Genomic DNA, 16,448 nt, shown 5'->3' on the forward strand with positions numbered 1-16,448 from the left:
TTTAGAATGGTGGCTCATCAGAGATCCTATCAGTTGTGCGACCCGCGGCTTTCTCCTTGTCCGCGATATAGTCATCAATCCTTTCCCGTCCGAGTGCTTCCAACCACGCTTTTTCTTCTTCATTCCGGTACTGCCGGTGCGTGCTTTCCTGGGCTGCTTCAAACGGATCAATAGTCGGACCGGATACAGCACCAAAGCCCGAACCAGCACCGACATCAACACCGAAATAGGTTCTCCCAGACGGCTTACCGTTGTGGGCAGAATCTTGTTCCTGCTCGGTTTTTCGCCGCGTATCATGCTCACGCATCTTCGCCATCCGGTCGGCCTCATGTTTTTCTTGCCGAATCTTATCCGCCTGGGCTTGTTCCCGGCGCTCCTGCCGGTAGCGTGCAACCTGGTCCGCCACCGTGCACACCCATTTCCGCTGCGAATTCGCCAACGGACCATTCGGCTCAGTCGATGACCACGAGCCATCGGCAAATAACCACACCACAGTTCCTGAAGCGGGTTCAAAAATAGGCCGGACACGGCGATCCGTTTTGATGTTGTGGTGATGCTGGCACAGCGCCACCAAGTTCGCAGGTGTCGTTGGCCCGCCCTCGTCGCACTCAATCACATGATCCAACTGCGATGTTGCTGCAGGTTTGCTACAACCGGGATACCGGCACGTGCCATCCCTTCCCACTACTGCTGCCCGCATCGCGGAAGTAGCCACGTAACTGGCCACCTGAAAAGTCAGTGCATCATCGACATCCACAATCTTGGTTGCCCGACTAGCAAGATCCTCGGCTTGCTTACCGAATACCACCTCGTAGCCTGCACCAGTCGCGGTCGCTGTATCCGTGGAAACAAACACTGGGGCACCAGGAATATCACTAGCCCGGTAGCATTGCAGGCTCACCTTCGGCCCGCTAGTACCAAGGAGTAATTCCACAGTGGCATCACGCATCGAAAGCCCGGTGTCTTTCGCATGCGCCCGAATGCGGGCATCGATTGTGGCGGATGTGGCCACATCCGTATCGAAGCGGAAACTCCGCGCATTATCACCGCTACGCTGGCTAATGGGAATATCGAAGTGCTCAAAATCTTTCCGGTCAGCTTGTCGTGGTTTATCAGTGACCGTAGAATCCAGTGCTTCGATTTCTTTGCTGATTCTTCGCGCAATCGCATTTTTTGTGGGCATCACCTGCCCTGGTTTCTTCGGGTACAGGTATTTCACCAGCATTGCGTCAATATGCCGGCAAAGGGATGCGTCGGCATCGCCTGCTTTATCCATCGCCCGGTCAATAGAAATCCAGCGTTCTAGATCGATATGCCACATCCGCGTCGCTAACTCATACAACTTTGGCAATTCTCGCATGCGCACAAAAGCATGCACGAGTTGTTCGACCCGGTACGGCGAGAGACCAGTATCTGCTATCAGGCCGGTAAAAAGCTCATCAACATCACCGTAATTGGTATCTATCAGTCCATCCCAGAAATAGAATTCCTGGCGCCGCAGCTCTAGTCCAGCTAACGCTTGCTGGTTATCAGGGTTGCAGTGGGAGTAAAACGGTTCCGGAAACCGCGGCAAAGCCGCAACATCATCGTCTAAGTCATCACCGTCGAGTTTGTTGTTGTGGTCATCACTGTGGTGACTATCCATGATTCCTTCCCCCGAAACAATTTGCTAACTAATTATGGTTCTACCATACTGGATACAACACAGTTAAACAATAGTGTTCGAATACTTATAAAGCCCCGAAAGGCAGATCCCACCAGACTCCAACCAACACCACCCAAACACTAAAACCGACCCCTCACACCCACCGCCCAAAAAAGAACCTTTATTCGAACAACGTATGGCCGAACAGGGATAACAGACGAAGTCCCGGAGCCCCCATTCGTCGACAAGCACCCCACGCCCATGACCCGACCACGCACACCAATCCCGTATAACGGCCCCACTCACCAACCCCGCATATCAAGCCCCAAGAAAGTGGGTTTTGCAGGTAATTCAATTTCGTGAATTACGCTGTGTTAACGTCGTTTTCGTGACTTGAATTACCGCTTCAGCCCAACCATCGGGATAACTGAATCGATTTAGCCACATGCAGTATTTCGGCAGCAGGAACGGAACTCCCACGTGGAATGCCTGCTTCTGCTGCTAAAAACAAATACCTAGCCCCTGGGCTTCAACTACATATCTGATTACGTGCCGATCGCACACTGCATGAGCTGCTGCATACGCCGCTGTTGCCGCCACCGCATTCGCGTCTGAGCACGTAAAACTTCGTACAGACTGAAAGGCCCCGTTGGCCAGCCTCAGCGCTACAGCCTTACAGCCTCACTACGAAGCTTTTTATCCACCTCACAGTTCGGAGTCTCCCATGAACCAATTTATGGTTAATACCGAAGCGATCGGAGGAAGTCTCGGGCTCACAGCGCTCGTCTCCGCCGTTCCACTGGTGACCTTCTTCGTCATGCTGTTGTTCGTGAAAGCACGCGCACACACCTCCGGCGCTGCAGCACTGCTGGCGGCCCTGCTCATCGCAATCTTTGGCATGAGCATGCCTGTCGACGCCGCGATTTCCTCGGCATTCCGCGGTGGTCTGTTCGGCTTGTTGCCGATCGTCTGGGTCATCATGATGGCGATCTGGTTCTACCAGGTCACCGTGGCGTCGGGCCGTTTCGAGGATCTACGTCGCACATTCGACGCCCTCGGCAACGGTGATATCCGCATCCAGGCAATCCTCATTGCCTTCTGTTTCGGTGGCCTGTTGGAAGCACTCGCCGGATTCGGCGCACCGGTGGCCATCACCGCAACCATGATCCTGGCCCTGGGAGTCAAGCCGCTCAAAGCTGCCACCACCGTGTTGCTGGCCAACACCGCACCGGTAGCTTTCGGTGCCGTCGCCATCCCGATTACCACCGCAGGTAACGTCGGTGGCCGCACCGTCGAACAGACCGAAAACATCGCGGCTATCGTCGGCCACCAGGCACCATTTTTCGCGTTCTTAGTGCCATTCATCCTGCTGTTCATCCTCGACGGCACCCGCGGCATGCGCGAAGCCGCCCCAGCCGCAGCAGTCATCGGCGGTGCCTTCGCCATCGCGCAGTGGTGGGCGTCGAACTTCTTCGCGTACCAGCTCACCGACATCGTCGCCTGCCTGGTTTCCCTGGGTGCCGCCTTCGCCTTCCTACGTGTCTGGCAGCCGAAAGGCGTTGCCGCAATGCGCAAGCGCCTCGACATCCCAGAGCGCGAAGACGATGGCGAAGTTCTCACCAAAAACCGCGTGTGGATGGCCATGATGCCGTACGCCGTCGTGACCGTTATCTTCGGCTTGGCCAACCTGGGCGAAACCATCCCGGGAATCCTGGACAAACCAAAGATTTCCTTCGCCTGGCCACTGCTCACCGACCGCCTCGTCAGCGCTACCGGCAGTGTCATCGACACCTCATATACATTCAAGATCATCAACAACCCGGGTACGCTGCTGCTGATTTCTGGCATCATCGTGGCGGTTGTGTACGGCATCTTCAACCACAACGGTAAATTCCGCGTGAATGCGAGCGACGTCGTCGGCGAGCTGACCAGCACCGCCTACAAGATGCGCTGGACCGCGCTGACCATCGTGATGGTTCTGGCACTGGCGTACGTCATGAACTACTCCGGCCAGACCGTGGCTATGGGCGCCTATGTGGCCTCGCTCGGCGCAGTCTACGGCTTCCTCGCACCTGTTCTGGGCTGGGTCGGTACCGCGATTACCGGTTCCGACACATCCGCCAACGCGCTATTCGCAAACCTGCAGGTCACCGCCGCAAATAACATTGGCCTGAATCCAGACCTGCTGCTGGCAGCAAACACCACCGGTGGTGTCGTCGGCAAGATGATCTCGCCACAATCACTGGCCATTGCCGCTACCGCCGTCAACCTAGAAGGCAAAGAAAGCGCGATCTTCAAGTCCGTCGTCGGCTACTCCATCGTGTTGCTGATCGGACTTTGCACTCTGGTCTTCTTGCAGACCAACATTCTGTCCTGGATGGCGCCCGTCGTGAACTAAAACTCACGCAACCAGCAGGCAACAAAACTGTAGGCAACAAAAAAGGCCGCCCGCACACCGTGTACTTGGTGTTGGGCGGCCTTCCTCATGTCGACGCCGTGCTTGTCGCAGGATGTACTTGCCGACGCCGTACGGCAAATTGCCATGCCGCACGAGCCTTGTGATCAGGTGGCCCAATCGCCGCAGCAGCTGGGTTAAACGCCAAAAGCTGCCCCGAAAGCTAGCCCACGTGCTAGTCCGAAAAGCTCGCTACTGCGCAGGCTGCTCCGCCGGCTGTTCTGCGTGCTCGTCGTGGCCCTCAGGGTGGCCAGGGTGACCTTCTTCGATAACTTCTGCCTCGTTTGGTGGCACGTCGACGCCGTCATGCAGACACATCTCCGGCACCTGCTCCGGTTCCACGGTGTTGGTGACCAAGACGCAGGCCCATTCGCGCGAGAGCTTCCACTGGCCGTCTTGGTGGATGAACTCGACATTGTCGGCGGTCTGTGGTTCACGATCCGGCATGGTGTAGCCGACGATGGTCAACGCGGTGTCATCGGTGTATCCAGGGAAAACAGATTGCACTTCGAAGTTAGCGCCAGATTCGACCTTCGCGGCGGCCAAGGTATCAAACAGTTCTGGGAAGTCTTCGCCACCTTCGACGGTCTTGGTGCGCTCTTCTGCCGGAAGATTCGGATCAGATGCACGCTGCAAAACGCCGTTGAGTTCTTCTGCGGTTGGCAGATCGACCGGGGCGCTTTCCGCCTTGGTGCTCGATTCTGCGTTCTTGGTGGTTTCGGCGGCGGTGTCCGCATTTTCGGCGTCGTCAGAGCACGCTGCAAGGGTCAATGCCAAACCAATAGTGGCGGCGGTGATGCTCGTTTTCGTGAATTTCACGGTTTATCCTCCAAAATAGACATCGGCGTTATCGAGAACGAAGCCAGAGCGTGCACGCATCATCGCATGCAGCGGCCATAGCGTTCAGACTCGGAGCGCTCGAAGAAATCTTACCCGTGCGCCTTTTATACTTGAATTTATGACTCGCCAGATCGCCATCATCTGCACCGGCGGCACCATCGCCTGCACCGCCAATCACACCGGGGCCCTCGTGCCGACGGTCAGCGGCCGCCAGCTTGTCGACGCCGCACGGAATTCGCTTGCCGACGACCTGAGCTTTCGCATCCACGATACGCTGCAGTTGGATTCGTCGTCGATTGGTCTGCCAGAGCTGGATACGCTGCTCACCACGATTGCGAAGCACGCCGTTGACCCGGAAGTCGACGCGGTCGTCGTCACGCACGGAACCGATTCCATGGAAGAATCAGCTTTCGCCACGGCCCTGCTGGTGCACGGCGCCCCGGTGGTTTTTACCGGTGCGCAGCGCGCATTTGACCACCCGGACACCGATGGGCCCGGCAACCTGGCAGGCGCCATCAGCCGGGCGGTGGAATTGGCCGCAAACACACGTGGTTCTGTGAATGCTCAGCCAGCGGGCATGGCAGCTAGTACCGTCGAGGTGCATTTCGCCGCTAGGAACTTGCCTGCTACTGCGGTACACAAACAGCACACCTCAGAACTTGCAGCCTTCACCGCGCACGGCCCTTCGGTTTCAGTAGATGCGGTTTCGGTGGACGCTTCGGCGCTGTCTTCGCCGAGCTCTACTTCCCCTGCAATACCTGTACTCTCCGGTTATTTTGTGCCCGTTATTGCTGGCTACCCGGGTGCCACCCCGGAGTTGCTGGAGCACGCCGTGGATGCCGGGGCCGACGGTCTGGTCATCGAAGCGCTCGGTTCCGGAAACATGTCCGCACAGCTCGGCCACGCTGCCCGGCGCGCCGTGCAGCAAGGCATCCCCGTGGTCGTGGCCACGCGCGTGCCACAAGGTGCGGTCAAATTAGCCTATGGCGGTGGCGGCGGCGGTGCCACCTTAGCCGAGTACGGCGCAGTTTCTGCGCGTACAGTGCACCCGGGACAAGCCCGCCTGGCATTGATCATTGCCCTGGCTACCGGCATCAACCCGGAGGAATTATTCCGGTGCTTTGATTAACCAGTCTTCCCACGCCAGCGAATCGAGTGGGTCCGCAGGCACCAGCTGTGGATCGTCGGCGGCAAAGGTGCGGGTTTTACCAGGCCCGGTCGCGCGGGTTTCAAAACGTACCGAAACCACCCCGTGCCCGCTGCCTTGGATCCAGCCGTGCCCGAAATCTGGGTGGAACACATCCTGGGTCGCACGCCAGTGGCTGCCGGGAAGCTCCGGGGCACTGAGCGTGGTATCTCCGGCGTCCCCGGCATCAGTGATCACTGCCCCATCCGCGCCCGGAATGCCGGTGACCATGGTGGGTTCTTCCATACTCAGACCACCGTTTGCGCTCGCGGACACCTGCCGCTGGGCCGCGCGATCGAGTTCTGGAAACAGCACGTCTTGCCGGGCGACCTCCAATCCGGAATACCCCACGCCGACTAACCGCACCGGGCCCGTTTCCGCCGGGTAGCGCACGACAGTCCCGGCAACCGCACGCAAGGTTTCGGCATCGTCGGTGGCATACGGCAGCGTGGCTGAGCGGGTTTCGGTGCGGAAATCCGCCATTTTCAACTTCACCGTGACCGTGCGCGCGCCCCGGCCGTCGGCAAGAAGACGCTTATGCGCTGATTCCGCGGCCCACCCGACGGCCTCGTCGACCTCGGCGGCGGTGGTGAGATCCTTAGCGAAGGTCTGCTCGGCTGAATGCGATTTCGCCTCCGCCCGCGGGGCCACGGGACGCTCGTCGATGCCGCGCGCCAGGTACCACAGGTCCATGCCGACGGTGCTACCCAGCGAGATTTTCACCTCGCGCTCGCTCATTTTCGCCAGGTCGCCGATCGTCGTCACGCCAATGGCCTGGAGTTTCGACGCCGTGACCGGGCCTACGCCCCACAGCTTGCCGACGGGCAGCGGGTGCAAAAATTCCAGTTCCTCGTCGACAGGAATGATCTTGGAGCCATCCGGTTTCGCCTGGCCCGAGCCAATTTTCGCGAATTGCTTACCGGACCCGGCCCCGATCGACGACGGCAAACCGGTGATGTCTTTGATCTCTGCGCGCAGATTATCCGCCCAGTCCTTGACCTCTGCCGCGGTGGCTCCGATGAGTTCGGTTGGTTCCATGAAAGCTTCGTCGATGGAAAGCTGTTCTACCAGGTCCACGCGCTGGTGAATCAGCTCGAATACGCGCTTGCTGGCTGCGGAATACACGGCCTTGCGTGGTTGAATCTGCACTGCACCGAAGCCAATCAGCTGCAGCGCGCGATACGTCGGCATCGCAGACGACACCCCGAATTTGCGGGCCTCATAGGAAGCACCTGCGACAACTCCCCTGCCATTCATGCCGCCAACGATGACGGGACGGCCGCGCAGAGTGGGCCGGGTCAGCTGCTCGACGGAGGCAAAGAATGCGTCCATGTCGATGTGAATGACCCAGCGCTGCATGCCCTCCAGTCTAGTGGCTCCTAGTGTTGCGTCTGCCGACGGACCAACTCGAATGGGCGCAGTTTATCCATCCATTCTGCTCGGCTGCGTGCTGCAGGCACCATGGTCTGCGCGGGTGCGGCTGCCTGTCCGAGTGCGTGTTGGTAGAGCTTCACCGAAACTTTTCCATTCGTTATTTTTTGCTCATTGCGGGCTAACGCGGGCAGCTGGGTAAGCACGCTGGCATCACCGACCCCCAGATAAAACGGGAACGATGCTGCGAACGCTTTTCGGCCTAAATAAATGGAAAATTCGGGATTGGACAAAGCATAATCGAGTTCCTCGGTGTGTCCTTGCGCTGTTGCCTGCACGAGGAACTCGGCATCGGCGAGGTAGGTGCGCTGGGAAATGACGGTGGCGCCTACCCCAGGTTTGTAAGCTAGTTTTTTCGCCGACCGTGCCGGCAGACCTTGGGTGATGGCCAGACGTCGTCGAAAATCCCATTCGTCTTCACGCGAGCCGATGGTGTGAAAATCATCCACGAACTGCGGCGGGTGATCTTCACGGACTCGGAAATCAATCTCGCTGAGCCACGCTGGCCACTGCCCGCGCGGTGCGCCTAAAGCCGCGGCCACCAGTCCTTGCAATGCTGATTGCGCCGGTACTGGATTAGTGCGTACTAGGTTGCCGGTCACCGCTGGTTTCGCCCAGGACTGCACGGGCCCGGCGAGCCTGAAGTAGACAGAACTAGTCATCGTAAACCCATTCGGTAACGGTATCGATAAGTTGATCCAGCCCTACCGGTTCCACACCTGGAAGTGCCCCTGCCAACTCAGGATAAGTACCCGACAGCGCTTCAACCGGGCCAAAGTTGCTGGCATCGAAGGACCGTGCTCGCTGGTATTGTTCACCCAACGCATTCACGGTGGATTCTAGGAAGCCACCGTTTTTCGCGGCCGTCACCGGAGATTCAAAGTCATAAGCGGTGCGGTATCGCTGTTCTTCGGCGAAAACGACTGCTGGCAGCGTATAAGGTGCAGTGGAATTTTCCTTACCACGGGGCTGGCCGTAGACAATGCTGCGCACGAGCTCTTTTACGTTGTCACGCGAGTCGGGATTATCGAACGCCGACCAGCTCCGGCGTAGCTGGGCTTTATCGATGGTGACTGTGCGGTAGAAAACTCCGCTGGTGTATTGGCTGACTCCCAAGAAGGTGGCGCCGGTCTTGTTTTGTTCTTCGTAGCGGTCGTCGACGGTGGAAAAATAGTCCGTGTCGATGCTTGCAGCGTGCGTGGTTACTGCCGGTGAAACGCTCAGGGCGGCTTCCGTGTTGTTCTGCGGTGAATTGGCAAACATACGACCAAAAGCAGAAATCGCCAGTGAGCCGGTCTTGGTACCGTCGATGAAATCCTGCACCTCTGCCTTTTCAGCGTCTTCCTGAGGGCTGAGAATGTCAACCACGGTCTGTGCGGCGGTCTCAATTTCTTCTTGCGATAACCAAATGGAGCGGTTCGATTCCTTATCAGTCGATTCCGCTTTCGTCAGCTTGCCGACGATTGCTTTCGCTTCTTTTGCGACCTTTTTCTCCTCCAGCTCTGCATCGATCTCTTTGGCACGTTCGGCGATGGCTTCGCTGAGTTCACCGGAGCGCACCGACAGATCCAAAGAAGCGGTTTCATAGGCCTTCCGAATTCCGCGCTTGATGGACTGCGAGGAATGAAGAGCGCGCAAGGCACCGCCTTGGTTCACGCGCTTCGGGGTCCCAGTATCGTCACGGTTCAAGTTACTGAACGGGATGGGTGAAATGATGTGCAGGGTCAAGTGATGAGACATGGTGTATTCCTTTCAGGGTTTTAAACAGTGGCTTTCGGTGTTTCGCTGGTGCTGTCAGGGATGACAGAAAAATATTCGCGCAACACTTTGCGTCGTATAGCCTGGGATTCTGGACTGAAACCATTGCCCCAGCGCAGCATCGTGTGGAAGAGGTCGAAATAATCCAGTGCCGGGACATTATTTTTATCTGCAGCCAGTGCCATAATGCGCCCGATATTGGTGATGGCTTCTTCTGCATCAAGTGCATGAAGAAATTGCAAACGCTTGCCGACGGCATCCATGTTGTCGGGATCAACGGCAAATTTTTGGCCATTGCTGCTGGCAATTACAGCTGAAACCCGCTGGGCCCACGCACCCAAGCTGTATTGTTTTCCGCGCTGCCTGGATTTTTCTGCGGCCGGAATTTTGTCGTATTCCGCCACTAACGCAAATAAACGGATGAAGATGGTTGTCTGTGTTTCATTCGTGTCAGCCGGAAGATACGGCAGTACGTGTGGGTAGGCGTAGTGCTCGGTAAAAGGAGACAACCCACGGCGTAGTTCGGCCCGTTTGCGACGCCATTGCGGCTGGTGTGCCTCTCGTGCTGCTTGGCGCTGCCGCAAAATTGCGCTTAATTCCTTTTGCCACATTTCCGGTTCGCTATGTGGTGGGTATTCGGTCATGATTTCTCCTGTGAGGTATTACGGTGCTTGTTCGATATCCCCCATAAGCGCCGTTGCAGGTTGCTTCGGACAAAAGCAATTCGGGCTGGTTCTTGCAGGGAATGTGGGTTGACTACTTCACCAAAGGCTTCCAACCCCGCGTGCACGCACCGTTCTATAAGGTTGTCCGGCAGCACAAACGGAGATGGTTCATCACCACTGACTTGATGGTTTTGATCACTACTCTGATAGTATTGCCGGATTTCTTGCAGGATATCGACGTAGACAGCGCGAATCTTTCGCCAAAAAGCTTGTTCGATATCACCTCGACGGTCTGCGAGATCGTCGAGGTATACCGATGCCGCTGTGGAATTTGGCTTTCGTCCAAACGGGGATCGGACGGCGGCATTGAGTTGTTGAATATATTTCGCCTGTGTTTGCACATCACGCCGCAACCAGGGATCGATAGCAAAAGCCCACAGGTTTTGGTTGGTCTCAAAAATTTCACTGGCGCGGATATTGGGTGAACTTGCAGTACCTGCGATGTAGTGACGCACGAAGACAACCGGAATTTCGTCCGGAGCGCGATCCAGGACTCGCGGAAGCCGTGGTTCCAATAACGCTCCGGTCTTACCTTCTGCTGCCCACTCGACTGCTAGTTCTGTGCCATCCCGACCGAAATCAAGGCGTTGTACTTTAAGCTGGCCTTGCTCATCGGGCATATACAGATAAAACGGGTCATCCTGGTTGCGGGTATCCCACCACTGTTTTCGGGTTTCCTTAGTGGTTCCCATTTCGGATTTGCGATACCACTCCTCCGGGATACCTCCCGTGCGAACGCCGTGGAGTTCTTCGCCTTCCCAGTAACAAGCCGGCGCATTCGAACTCCAGGTAGCACTCCACAGTGGATGGGCTATCTGCATCTCGCCCTCATCAACCAGCGATTGTTCGCAGGTACGGTCTGCCCAAGCTGGCAAGCCAGTACCTTCGACCCATTGTTTGGGGATTAATCGTAGCAGCGTTGCGAGATCAGATTCGCCTCGGATAAACACTTCCGTCGCAGTATAATCCGCCCCCACATAGCGCATCGCTGGTGAACCCATTTGGCATTTATCGCCGTCATAGGAATTATTGCCTGCCATAGACATGTGGTGATACGTCACCAGTTCCAACACCGCTGTCTCCAGCGGCAATGAGCTCAGTGCGCCCACACCGAGGTTCCAGTACGTCTCTGCTTCATCCGGCGGCATGGACGGCGAAAGCTTTTTCACGGGGTGCTGCTGTGGACCCAGAGCCCGCGCGTTATCTTTTGGCCCTTTAGGCGTTTTTGCCGGACGCTGCATAAATGGCTGCCGTTCAGAAAACAAGTCACTTCCCGGTTCCACGTCCTGCAATGCGGCATCGACGGCATGCTCCGGCAAACCAGACTCAAGCAACGCCCCTGAACGAACCTTCCGAGGTAGGTTGTCAACGTAACGCAGCGCCACTGCCGCGACGGACGCCGCTAGTCGGAGTTGGGCGGTATAACGAAACCCAGCGATGTCTTTATGCAGCGCCCATTGTGCGCGATGGCAATTCAGTAAATACTCACGCAAGCTTGCGTACGATTCCTGCGTTAAAAGAAAACGCACATCCGTTAAGGCGTTTATCCCCATTTCAGAGATCTCATTTCTTCCAGTTTTTCTGATAAACATAAGATTAACAGGGTTATAGCATCTCGTAAAACCAGGAGCTATAAGTTACAATAAAAGCGCCCGGGTCTTCCCCTGGCATTTACCTCCGCAAACGCGGAGAAGTAAGTTCAAACCAGGAGCTATAACGAAATACCTCCGCAAAGACGGAGAACTCATTAAGTATAACGCCAGAGCTCGCCACCAAAAAGGAAAACATGTCAGCCGAGGTTCATCTCTCAAAAATTCCCGCCCACTCCCTCTTAAGACACAACAATGATCATGCTAGACACGCCTGGGACATCAATTCACCAACATTTCGGCACAGAGCTGTCATGTCATTATTTGGCGCTCTGTCAGGAAAATCCGTACGGAAAGATGCCAACATATTATTCCGCCTAGACACATTGCCAGGTCAAGCCCCATTCTTCCTGGTGCAGTCCTTGGTGGCTCCGGAAAATATCGAGCAATTCGACGGTGCCCTCACCAAACACATCACACTGCCAGAATTACAGCCTGGCACTACGGTCAGTTTCCGGATTACCGTCAATGCCGTCAGGCGCCGCACAGTTGAAAGCAATGGTAAAAAGCGCGTACAGGTAACCCCTGTCCCCATTGAAATCGACGAAGACAGCGAGGACACAACCGTCGGCTCGCAAAATTTAGAAATGTGGCTGAGCAGAAAACTTGCTGGTGCATTAAATGGAGTGGAGATCACGAACCATATGCGGGAAGTCTTACAAGACGCTCCTCGCGCAAAATCCGGAATGACCCTTCAGCTCGACACAATTGATGGCATCGGAATAGTCGAATCACCCAAAAAACTTGCTGCTTTTCTGTTAGAAGGCGTCGGACGCGAAAAAGCCTATGGCTGTGGTTTCTTAACGGTGCGGGCGCTGTCATGAGCACACAATCAGGCGACACCATATGGGCTAAGCGGCACGGACTCGATTCCAGTTATCCGCTTATCCGTCATTTGCTGGACACCGCGGCTATCGCAGAACAACTGTTCTATCACTGGCTGCGCCCAGGGCTGCAAGAGCAAATTACTCAGGCATTGGGCGCAGAGGCACCGCGGATCGTCGCTGCGATAGCGGGTATCCACGACATAGGAAAGGCAAATCCGCTTTTCCAAGGCCAGCTCGCCCAATCTGGAGAGGTTTGGCAAGCCGTCCGCGACCAGATTGCACGGGAAGAAAACGTAGATTTTCCTCCCGCCGCGCGGAGTAACAGATGGGCAAAACTTGCTGCGCTTCGCAGGCACGAGCAGGTCTCTGCCTTATCGCTGTCGGATATCCGTTTAGACGAGCTGACTACTGGCGAGGCCTGGCACATCCTGCCTGCGCTGGGTCACCATGGATTCTTTCGGCTTCCGTTGAGCAATTCACGGGACCGCAGATTGGATAGCGCTACCGTCGATGATTGCCTGAACTTTCCAGGATGGAAGGAAAAACGGGAGGAAATTTCCGCGCAGTTTTACGACGCTTTAGGCATCGATCACGGCACTCTCCCGGAGCAAGCACCAGTTACGGTGGGTTTGTTGCTCAGCGGTTTGACTGTTCTTGCAGATCGCCTGGCCTCCCACACCAACTGGGTACAGCGCTCACAAGCTGATCTCCAGCAAAGTACCATTCCAGCAAACGACTATGCAGGCTGGTTCGCCGCACAGAAATCGCACGCACCAGCGCATAATAAACAATTTCTTGGCATTTACGAAGGCTGGCCCAGCCAAGAAGCTGCCCAGGACGCTATCCTCGGTCCAGGCCGTGAGCCATACGAGGTGCAGCGGCTAACGCGTGACAATGACGCTGGTCTCGTTGCCGTCATGAGTGCAACAGGTAGCGGTAAGACGGAAGCTGCGCTGCTCCGTCATGCTCGGCGCCACGAACGGTTGCTGTTTTTACTTCCGACGCAGGCCACCACGAATGCGCTCATGCGACGTGTGCAAAAGGCGTATTCCAGCACCAGCAACGTCGCTTCACTGGCTCATTCACTGGCGTCGATCGAAGATTTTTACACAACTCCCGTGACTTCATTCGATGATTCCACGGATCATGCCGAACCCTCAATGCAGCAAAATGAAGGGCTTTTCCCCTCATCTTTTGTTCGTTCCGGCATCTCGCGACTGTTGGCGTCGGTAAGCGTTGCCACCGTCGACCAATGCTTGAAAGCGGGATTACCCATCAAATGGCTGCACCTAGTGCTGCTCGCTCTAGCAAATTCGCACATTGTCATCGACGAAGTGCACACCCTTGACCATTATCAGATGAAATTGCTGGGCCCCGTGCTCGAATGGATGGGGGCAACCAACAGCCGCGTCACTCTACTGACAGCTACTATGCCGCGATGGCAGTTACGCGAAGCGTACCGTGCTTATACCGGAACAGATTTTACCGACGATTTCGGTTTTCCAGCCATAGCCTCATCAGCTTTGCCAGCCTCATCAGCTCCACCGCGTAGTAAGTCCGTACAAAGTTTTTCTAGCCCAGCCTCGAAGACTCTTTTGGAAGTTGAAACTTCCACGGCCAACAGCACGGTCTCCGCGCACGTGTCGTGGGCACAACACCAGCGCCAGGCACACCCCGATGCGCGCATCGGGATTATCTGCAATCAAGTCGCCTGGGCACAAGAGGTGGCACGCGAACTGGCTGCCGACGGGCACAAAGTTATTCTTCTGCATTCGGCCATGACAGCCGAGCACCGACGCATCAACGCGGAACGCTTGACCAGCAGCTGCGGCCCGAATGGCGACGGCAAGGGGCTAACCGTAGTGGGAACCCAAGCCATTGAAGCTTCCTTAGATATTGATCTGGATATGCTGTCGACCGACCTGTGCCCCGCCTCGTCTTTGCTTCAGCGCCTTGGGCGCTTATGGCGTCATGCAGATGATCATCGCTGGTCTCGAATACCGAAAGCTCCGCATAAAATGGTTCGAATCGTCGCCATGGATTTCGCCAAAGGCGGTGCGCTGCCCTATTACGAGGCAGAGATGGAAAAGACTATGCATTGGCTGAGCAATCATAAGGAGATTTGTTTCCCCGATGATTGTCAACCATTCGTCGAAGCCGCCACCGTGAGCATGAAAGATCTGGAAAGGGCGGACGCGACTGCTGCCGAGTACGAACAAAATGCTGCCCACCTTCTACAACGCTCGAAAGGCAAGCAGCGTTCATACTCAATGTCCCAGCTTCTGGATCCGGAGCAATGGCTGGACGAACTGTCCCGAGAGTTGCGCGCGGAGGAAGGCATGCTTAGCCCTGACGCGGATGAACTACGCACCCGCGATATTGAAGAAGAATCTGTTCAAGTGATCATCGGAAGCAGTGATTCCCAATTACCTGGCGCGTGGCCTGGCACCCCAGAAGAGTTACTGAGTGTTGACGGCTCCGATAAAACTGCCATCAGGCAGGCGATGAAAGGCTCAATGCCTATTCGTGCTCGTAAATTTGCACAGATTAGTGAGCATTCGACTTCGCTTGCAGGAGCAAAGACGATCCTCAGTCGTTATGTATTTGTGCCTGCCGACGGGCTTTACGACGCTTTCCTGGGATTTATCGGACCCCAGCCGGAGGCATAACATGGCGTATTCGGAGCAAGCGCTCACATTCGCGCAAATTCCGGCTGACCATCAAATCCGCTTGGAAGACCGTGTCAGTTTTCTGTATCTAGAATATTGTCTCATCCGGCAAAATCGCACAGGCGTCGTCGCTTATTCACAAGATAATGACAATAAGCGTGAACAGACAATTCAGATACCAGTCTCCGGGATTGCGGTATTGCAGCTAGGGCCTGGTACTAGCATTTCCGCGGCAGCGATGACCTCGTGCACGCGTGCAGGTGCCACTGTACTTTTCACTGGCGGCGGAGGGATCCCGTCGTATAGCTATTCGGTCCCCTTGACGCAGTCGGCCCGCTGGGCTATCGCGCAAGCCAAGCTTGTGTCTTCAGAAACGAATCAGCGGAAAGCGGCTGTGTATCTCTATCGTAAGCAGCTTGGTCTTGAACTCGACCCCGAAGAATCCAGCATTAAGGTGATGCGCGGCATCGAGGGACGGATGATGAAAATGAAGTATCAAGAGCAAGCTCGTAAATACGGCATCAAGAATTTCCGACGCCGTACTGATGCTGAAGATCCTGTTAACCAAGGGCTTAACCTCGCCAACTCTTTGCTTTATGGTTGCGCTGTGGCAGCGTGTAATGCCATCGGAGTTAATCCTGCTCTGGGAGTGATTCATCGCGGCAATATTCGGGCTTTATTATTTGATCTTGCGGATCTTTATAAACCACAGTTGTCTATTCCCGCAGCGTTTGCTGCCGCACAGGAAGACAACCCTGCTGATGCACTACGTCGTCGCGTCAGAACGGAGATTCACGGAAATCAAGTTCTCAAAGAGATGTTGTCTACGCTCATGCATATTCTGGAGCCGCACTTACCCGCACGCGATGATGATCGGCTAGTAGCAGGGCGCGGTGACGAGGTTTTGGGGCATACTCAATATGGGAAAGATAAATAAATGTTTTTAGTATTGACTTCTACTTTTCTTCCTGACCATCTGCGCGGGTATTTGAGTAGATTCCTGATAGAGGTGGATTCCGGTGTTTATGTCGGCAATATCTCTCGCAGGGTGCGCGACAATATTTGGAAGCGCTGTGCCGAAGCAATCGATCGCGGTAGCTTAACCATGATCAATAGCGATTCCAGTAGAGAGCAAGGATTCGCTGTTAACACTCTTGGTCCGCAGCGCAAAAATATAATAGACTTAGATGGCATGTTGTTACCCGCGACCTTATCGGCTGTAGCGTCACAAAACGACGCCAACCGCTAAAGTTTCCGCAGGTA

13 protein-coding genes are annotated in these 16,448 nt (G+C 55.7%); 6 read left to right on the forward strand and 7 right to left on the reverse strand.

Going from position 1 to position 16,448, the window contains the following annotated elements:
- Window position 1: 1 nt before the first annotated feature.
- Entirely contained in the window at window positions 2-1,645 is a 1,644-nt protein-coding gene (locus tag B142_RS0101955; RefSeq protein ID WP_018119863.1) for an HNH endonuclease signature motif containing protein, read from the reverse strand.
- A 724-nt stretch (window positions 1,646-2,369) separates the two neighbouring features.
- On the opposite strand from B142_RS0101955, the gene B142_RS0101960 reads away from it, so the two are divergent.
- Window positions 2,370-4,043, forward strand: coding sequence for an L-lactate permease (locus B142_RS0101960; protein WP_018119864.1), 1,674 nt, complete (start codon window positions 2,370-2,372; stop codon window positions 4,041-4,043).
- Between the two features lie 249 nt (window positions 4,044-4,292).
- On the opposite strand, the gene B142_RS11570 is transcribed toward B142_RS0101960, so the two are convergent.
- The gene (locus B142_RS11570; RefSeq protein ID WP_018119865.1) at window positions 4,293-4,919 is read right to left on the reverse strand and encodes a WKL family lipoprotein; all 627 of its coding nucleotides are present in this window, start codon (window positions 4,917-4,919) and stop codon (window positions 4,293-4,295) included.
- Between the two features lie 139 nt (window positions 4,920-5,058).
- Between B142_RS11570 and B142_RS11575 the strand changes: the two genes are divergently transcribed.
- On the forward strand, window positions 5,059-6,069 hold the full coding sequence (locus B142_RS11575; RefSeq protein ID WP_018119866.1) for an asparaginase: 1,011 nt from the start codon (window positions 5,059-5,061) through the stop codon (window positions 6,067-6,069).
- Here the strand turns inward: B142_RS11575 and B142_RS0101975 are convergent.
- The 5 genes from B142_RS0101975 to B142_RS0101995 are packed head-to-tail and all read right to left on the reverse strand — an operon-like array spanning window position 6,049 to window position 11,533.
- Window positions 6,049-7,485, reverse strand: a complete 1,437-nt coding sequence (locus tag B142_RS0101975) for a DNA polymerase IV (RefSeq protein WP_018119867.1) — start codon at window positions 7,483-7,485, stop codon at window positions 6,049-6,051. The genes B142_RS11575 and B142_RS0101975 overlap by 21 nt on opposite strands.
- A gap of 20 nt (window positions 7,486-7,505) precedes the next feature.
- A complete protein-coding gene (gene cas5e / locus B142_RS0101980) occupies window positions 7,506-8,219 on the reverse strand; it encodes a type I-E CRISPR-associated protein Cas5/CasD (RefSeq protein WP_018119868.1) in 714 nt (237 codons plus the stop codon).
- Window positions 8,212-9,297 (reverse strand): type I-E CRISPR-associated protein Cas7/Cse4/CasC, encoded by a 1,086-nt coding sequence (gene cas7e, locus B142_RS0101985; RefSeq protein ID WP_018119869.1) that lies wholly within the window; start codon window positions 9,295-9,297, stop codon window positions 8,212-8,214. Before cas7e ends, cas5e begins: the two co-directional genes overlap by 8 nt.
- 20 nt (window positions 9,298-9,317) lie before the next feature.
- The gene (locus tag B142_RS0101990; protein WP_018119870.1) at window positions 9,318-9,959 is read right to left on the reverse strand and encodes a type I-E CRISPR-associated protein Cse2/CasB; all 642 of its coding nucleotides are present in this window, start codon (window positions 9,957-9,959) and stop codon (window positions 9,318-9,320) included.
- Entirely contained in the window at window positions 9,956-11,533 is a 1,578-nt protein-coding gene (locus B142_RS0101995; protein WP_161796683.1) for a type I-E CRISPR-associated protein Cse1/CasA, read from the reverse strand. Before B142_RS0101995 ends, B142_RS0101990 begins: the two co-directional genes overlap by 4 nt.
- A 293-nt stretch (window positions 11,534-11,826) precedes the next feature.
- On the opposite strand from B142_RS0101995, the gene B142_RS0102000 reads away from it, so the two are divergent.
- Genes B142_RS0102000 through cas2e form a run of 4 tightly spaced genes read left to right on the forward strand, consistent with a single transcriptional unit; the run spans window position 11,827 to window position 16,434 of the window.
- Complete coding sequence (locus tag B142_RS0102000) at window positions 11,827-12,513, forward strand: type I-E CRISPR-associated protein Cas6/Cse3/CasE (protein ID WP_026167757.1); 687 nt, start codon at window positions 11,827-11,829, stop codon at window positions 12,511-12,513.
- A complete protein-coding gene (locus tag B142_RS0102005) occupies window positions 12,510-15,185 on the forward strand; it encodes a CRISPR-associated helicase/endonuclease Cas3 (protein WP_018119873.1) in 2,676 nt (891 codons plus the stop codon). The genes B142_RS0102000 and B142_RS0102005 overlap by 4 nt, the downstream gene beginning before the upstream one ends.
- A 1-nt stretch (window position 15,186) precedes the next feature.
- Entirely contained in the window at window positions 15,187-16,122 is a 936-nt protein-coding gene (gene cas1e / locus B142_RS0102010) for a type I-E CRISPR-associated endonuclease Cas1e (protein ID WP_018119874.1), read from the forward strand.
- On the forward strand, window positions 16,123-16,434 hold the full coding sequence (gene cas2e / locus B142_RS0102015; protein ID WP_018119875.1) for a type I-E CRISPR-associated endoribonuclease Cas2e: 312 nt from the start codon (window positions 16,123-16,125) through the stop codon (window positions 16,432-16,434).
- The last annotated feature ends 14 nt before the right edge of the window (window positions 16,435-16,448 follow it).

Origin of the sequence: Corynebacterium propinquum DSM 44285 (assembly GCF_000375525.1) — a bacterium.
Taxonomy (GTDB): domain Bacteria; phylum Actinomycetota; class Actinomycetes; order Mycobacteriales; family Mycobacteriaceae; genus Corynebacterium; species Corynebacterium propinquum.

Bases quoted from the DNA above. Each gene is read 5' to 3' on its own strand.
- B142_RS0101955 (WP_018119863.1), bottom strand. From the start codon at position 1,645: ATGGATAGTCACCACAGTGATGACCACAACAACAAACTCGACGGTGAT.
- B142_RS0101960 (WP_018119864.1), top strand. From the start codon at position 2,370: ATGAACCAATTTATGGTTAATACCGAAGCGATCGGAGGAAGTCTCGGG.
- B142_RS11575 (WP_018119866.1), top strand. From the start codon at position 5,059: ATGACTCGCCAGATCGCCATCATCTGCACCGGCGGCACCATCGCCTGC.
- B142_RS0101975 (WP_018119867.1), bottom strand. From the start codon at position 7,485: ATGCAGCGCTGGGTCATTCACATCGACATGGACGCATTCTTTGCCTCC.
- cas5e (WP_018119868.1), bottom strand. From the start codon at position 8,219: ATGACTAGTTCTGTCTACTTCAGGCTCGCCGGGCCCGTGCAGTCCTGG.
- cas7e (WP_018119869.1), bottom strand. From the start codon at position 9,297: ATGTCTCATCACTTGACCCTGCACATCATTTCACCCATCCCGTTCAGT.
- B142_RS0101990 (WP_018119870.1), bottom strand. From the start codon at position 9,959: ATGACCGAATACCCACCACATAGCGAACCGGAAATGTGGCAAAAGGAA.
- B142_RS0102000 (WP_026167757.1), top strand. From the start codon at position 11,827: ATGTCAGCCGAGGTTCATCTCTCAAAAATTCCCGCCCACTCCCTCTTA.
- B142_RS0102005 (WP_018119873.1), top strand. From the start codon at position 12,510: ATGAGCACACAATCAGGCGACACCATATGGGCTAAGCGGCACGGACTC.
- cas1e (WP_018119874.1), top strand. From the start codon at position 15,187: ATGGCGTATTCGGAGCAAGCGCTCACATTCGCGCAAATTCCGGCTGAC.
- cas2e (WP_018119875.1), top strand. From the start codon at position 16,123: ATGTTTTTAGTATTGACTTCTACTTTTCTTCCTGACCATCTGCGCGGG.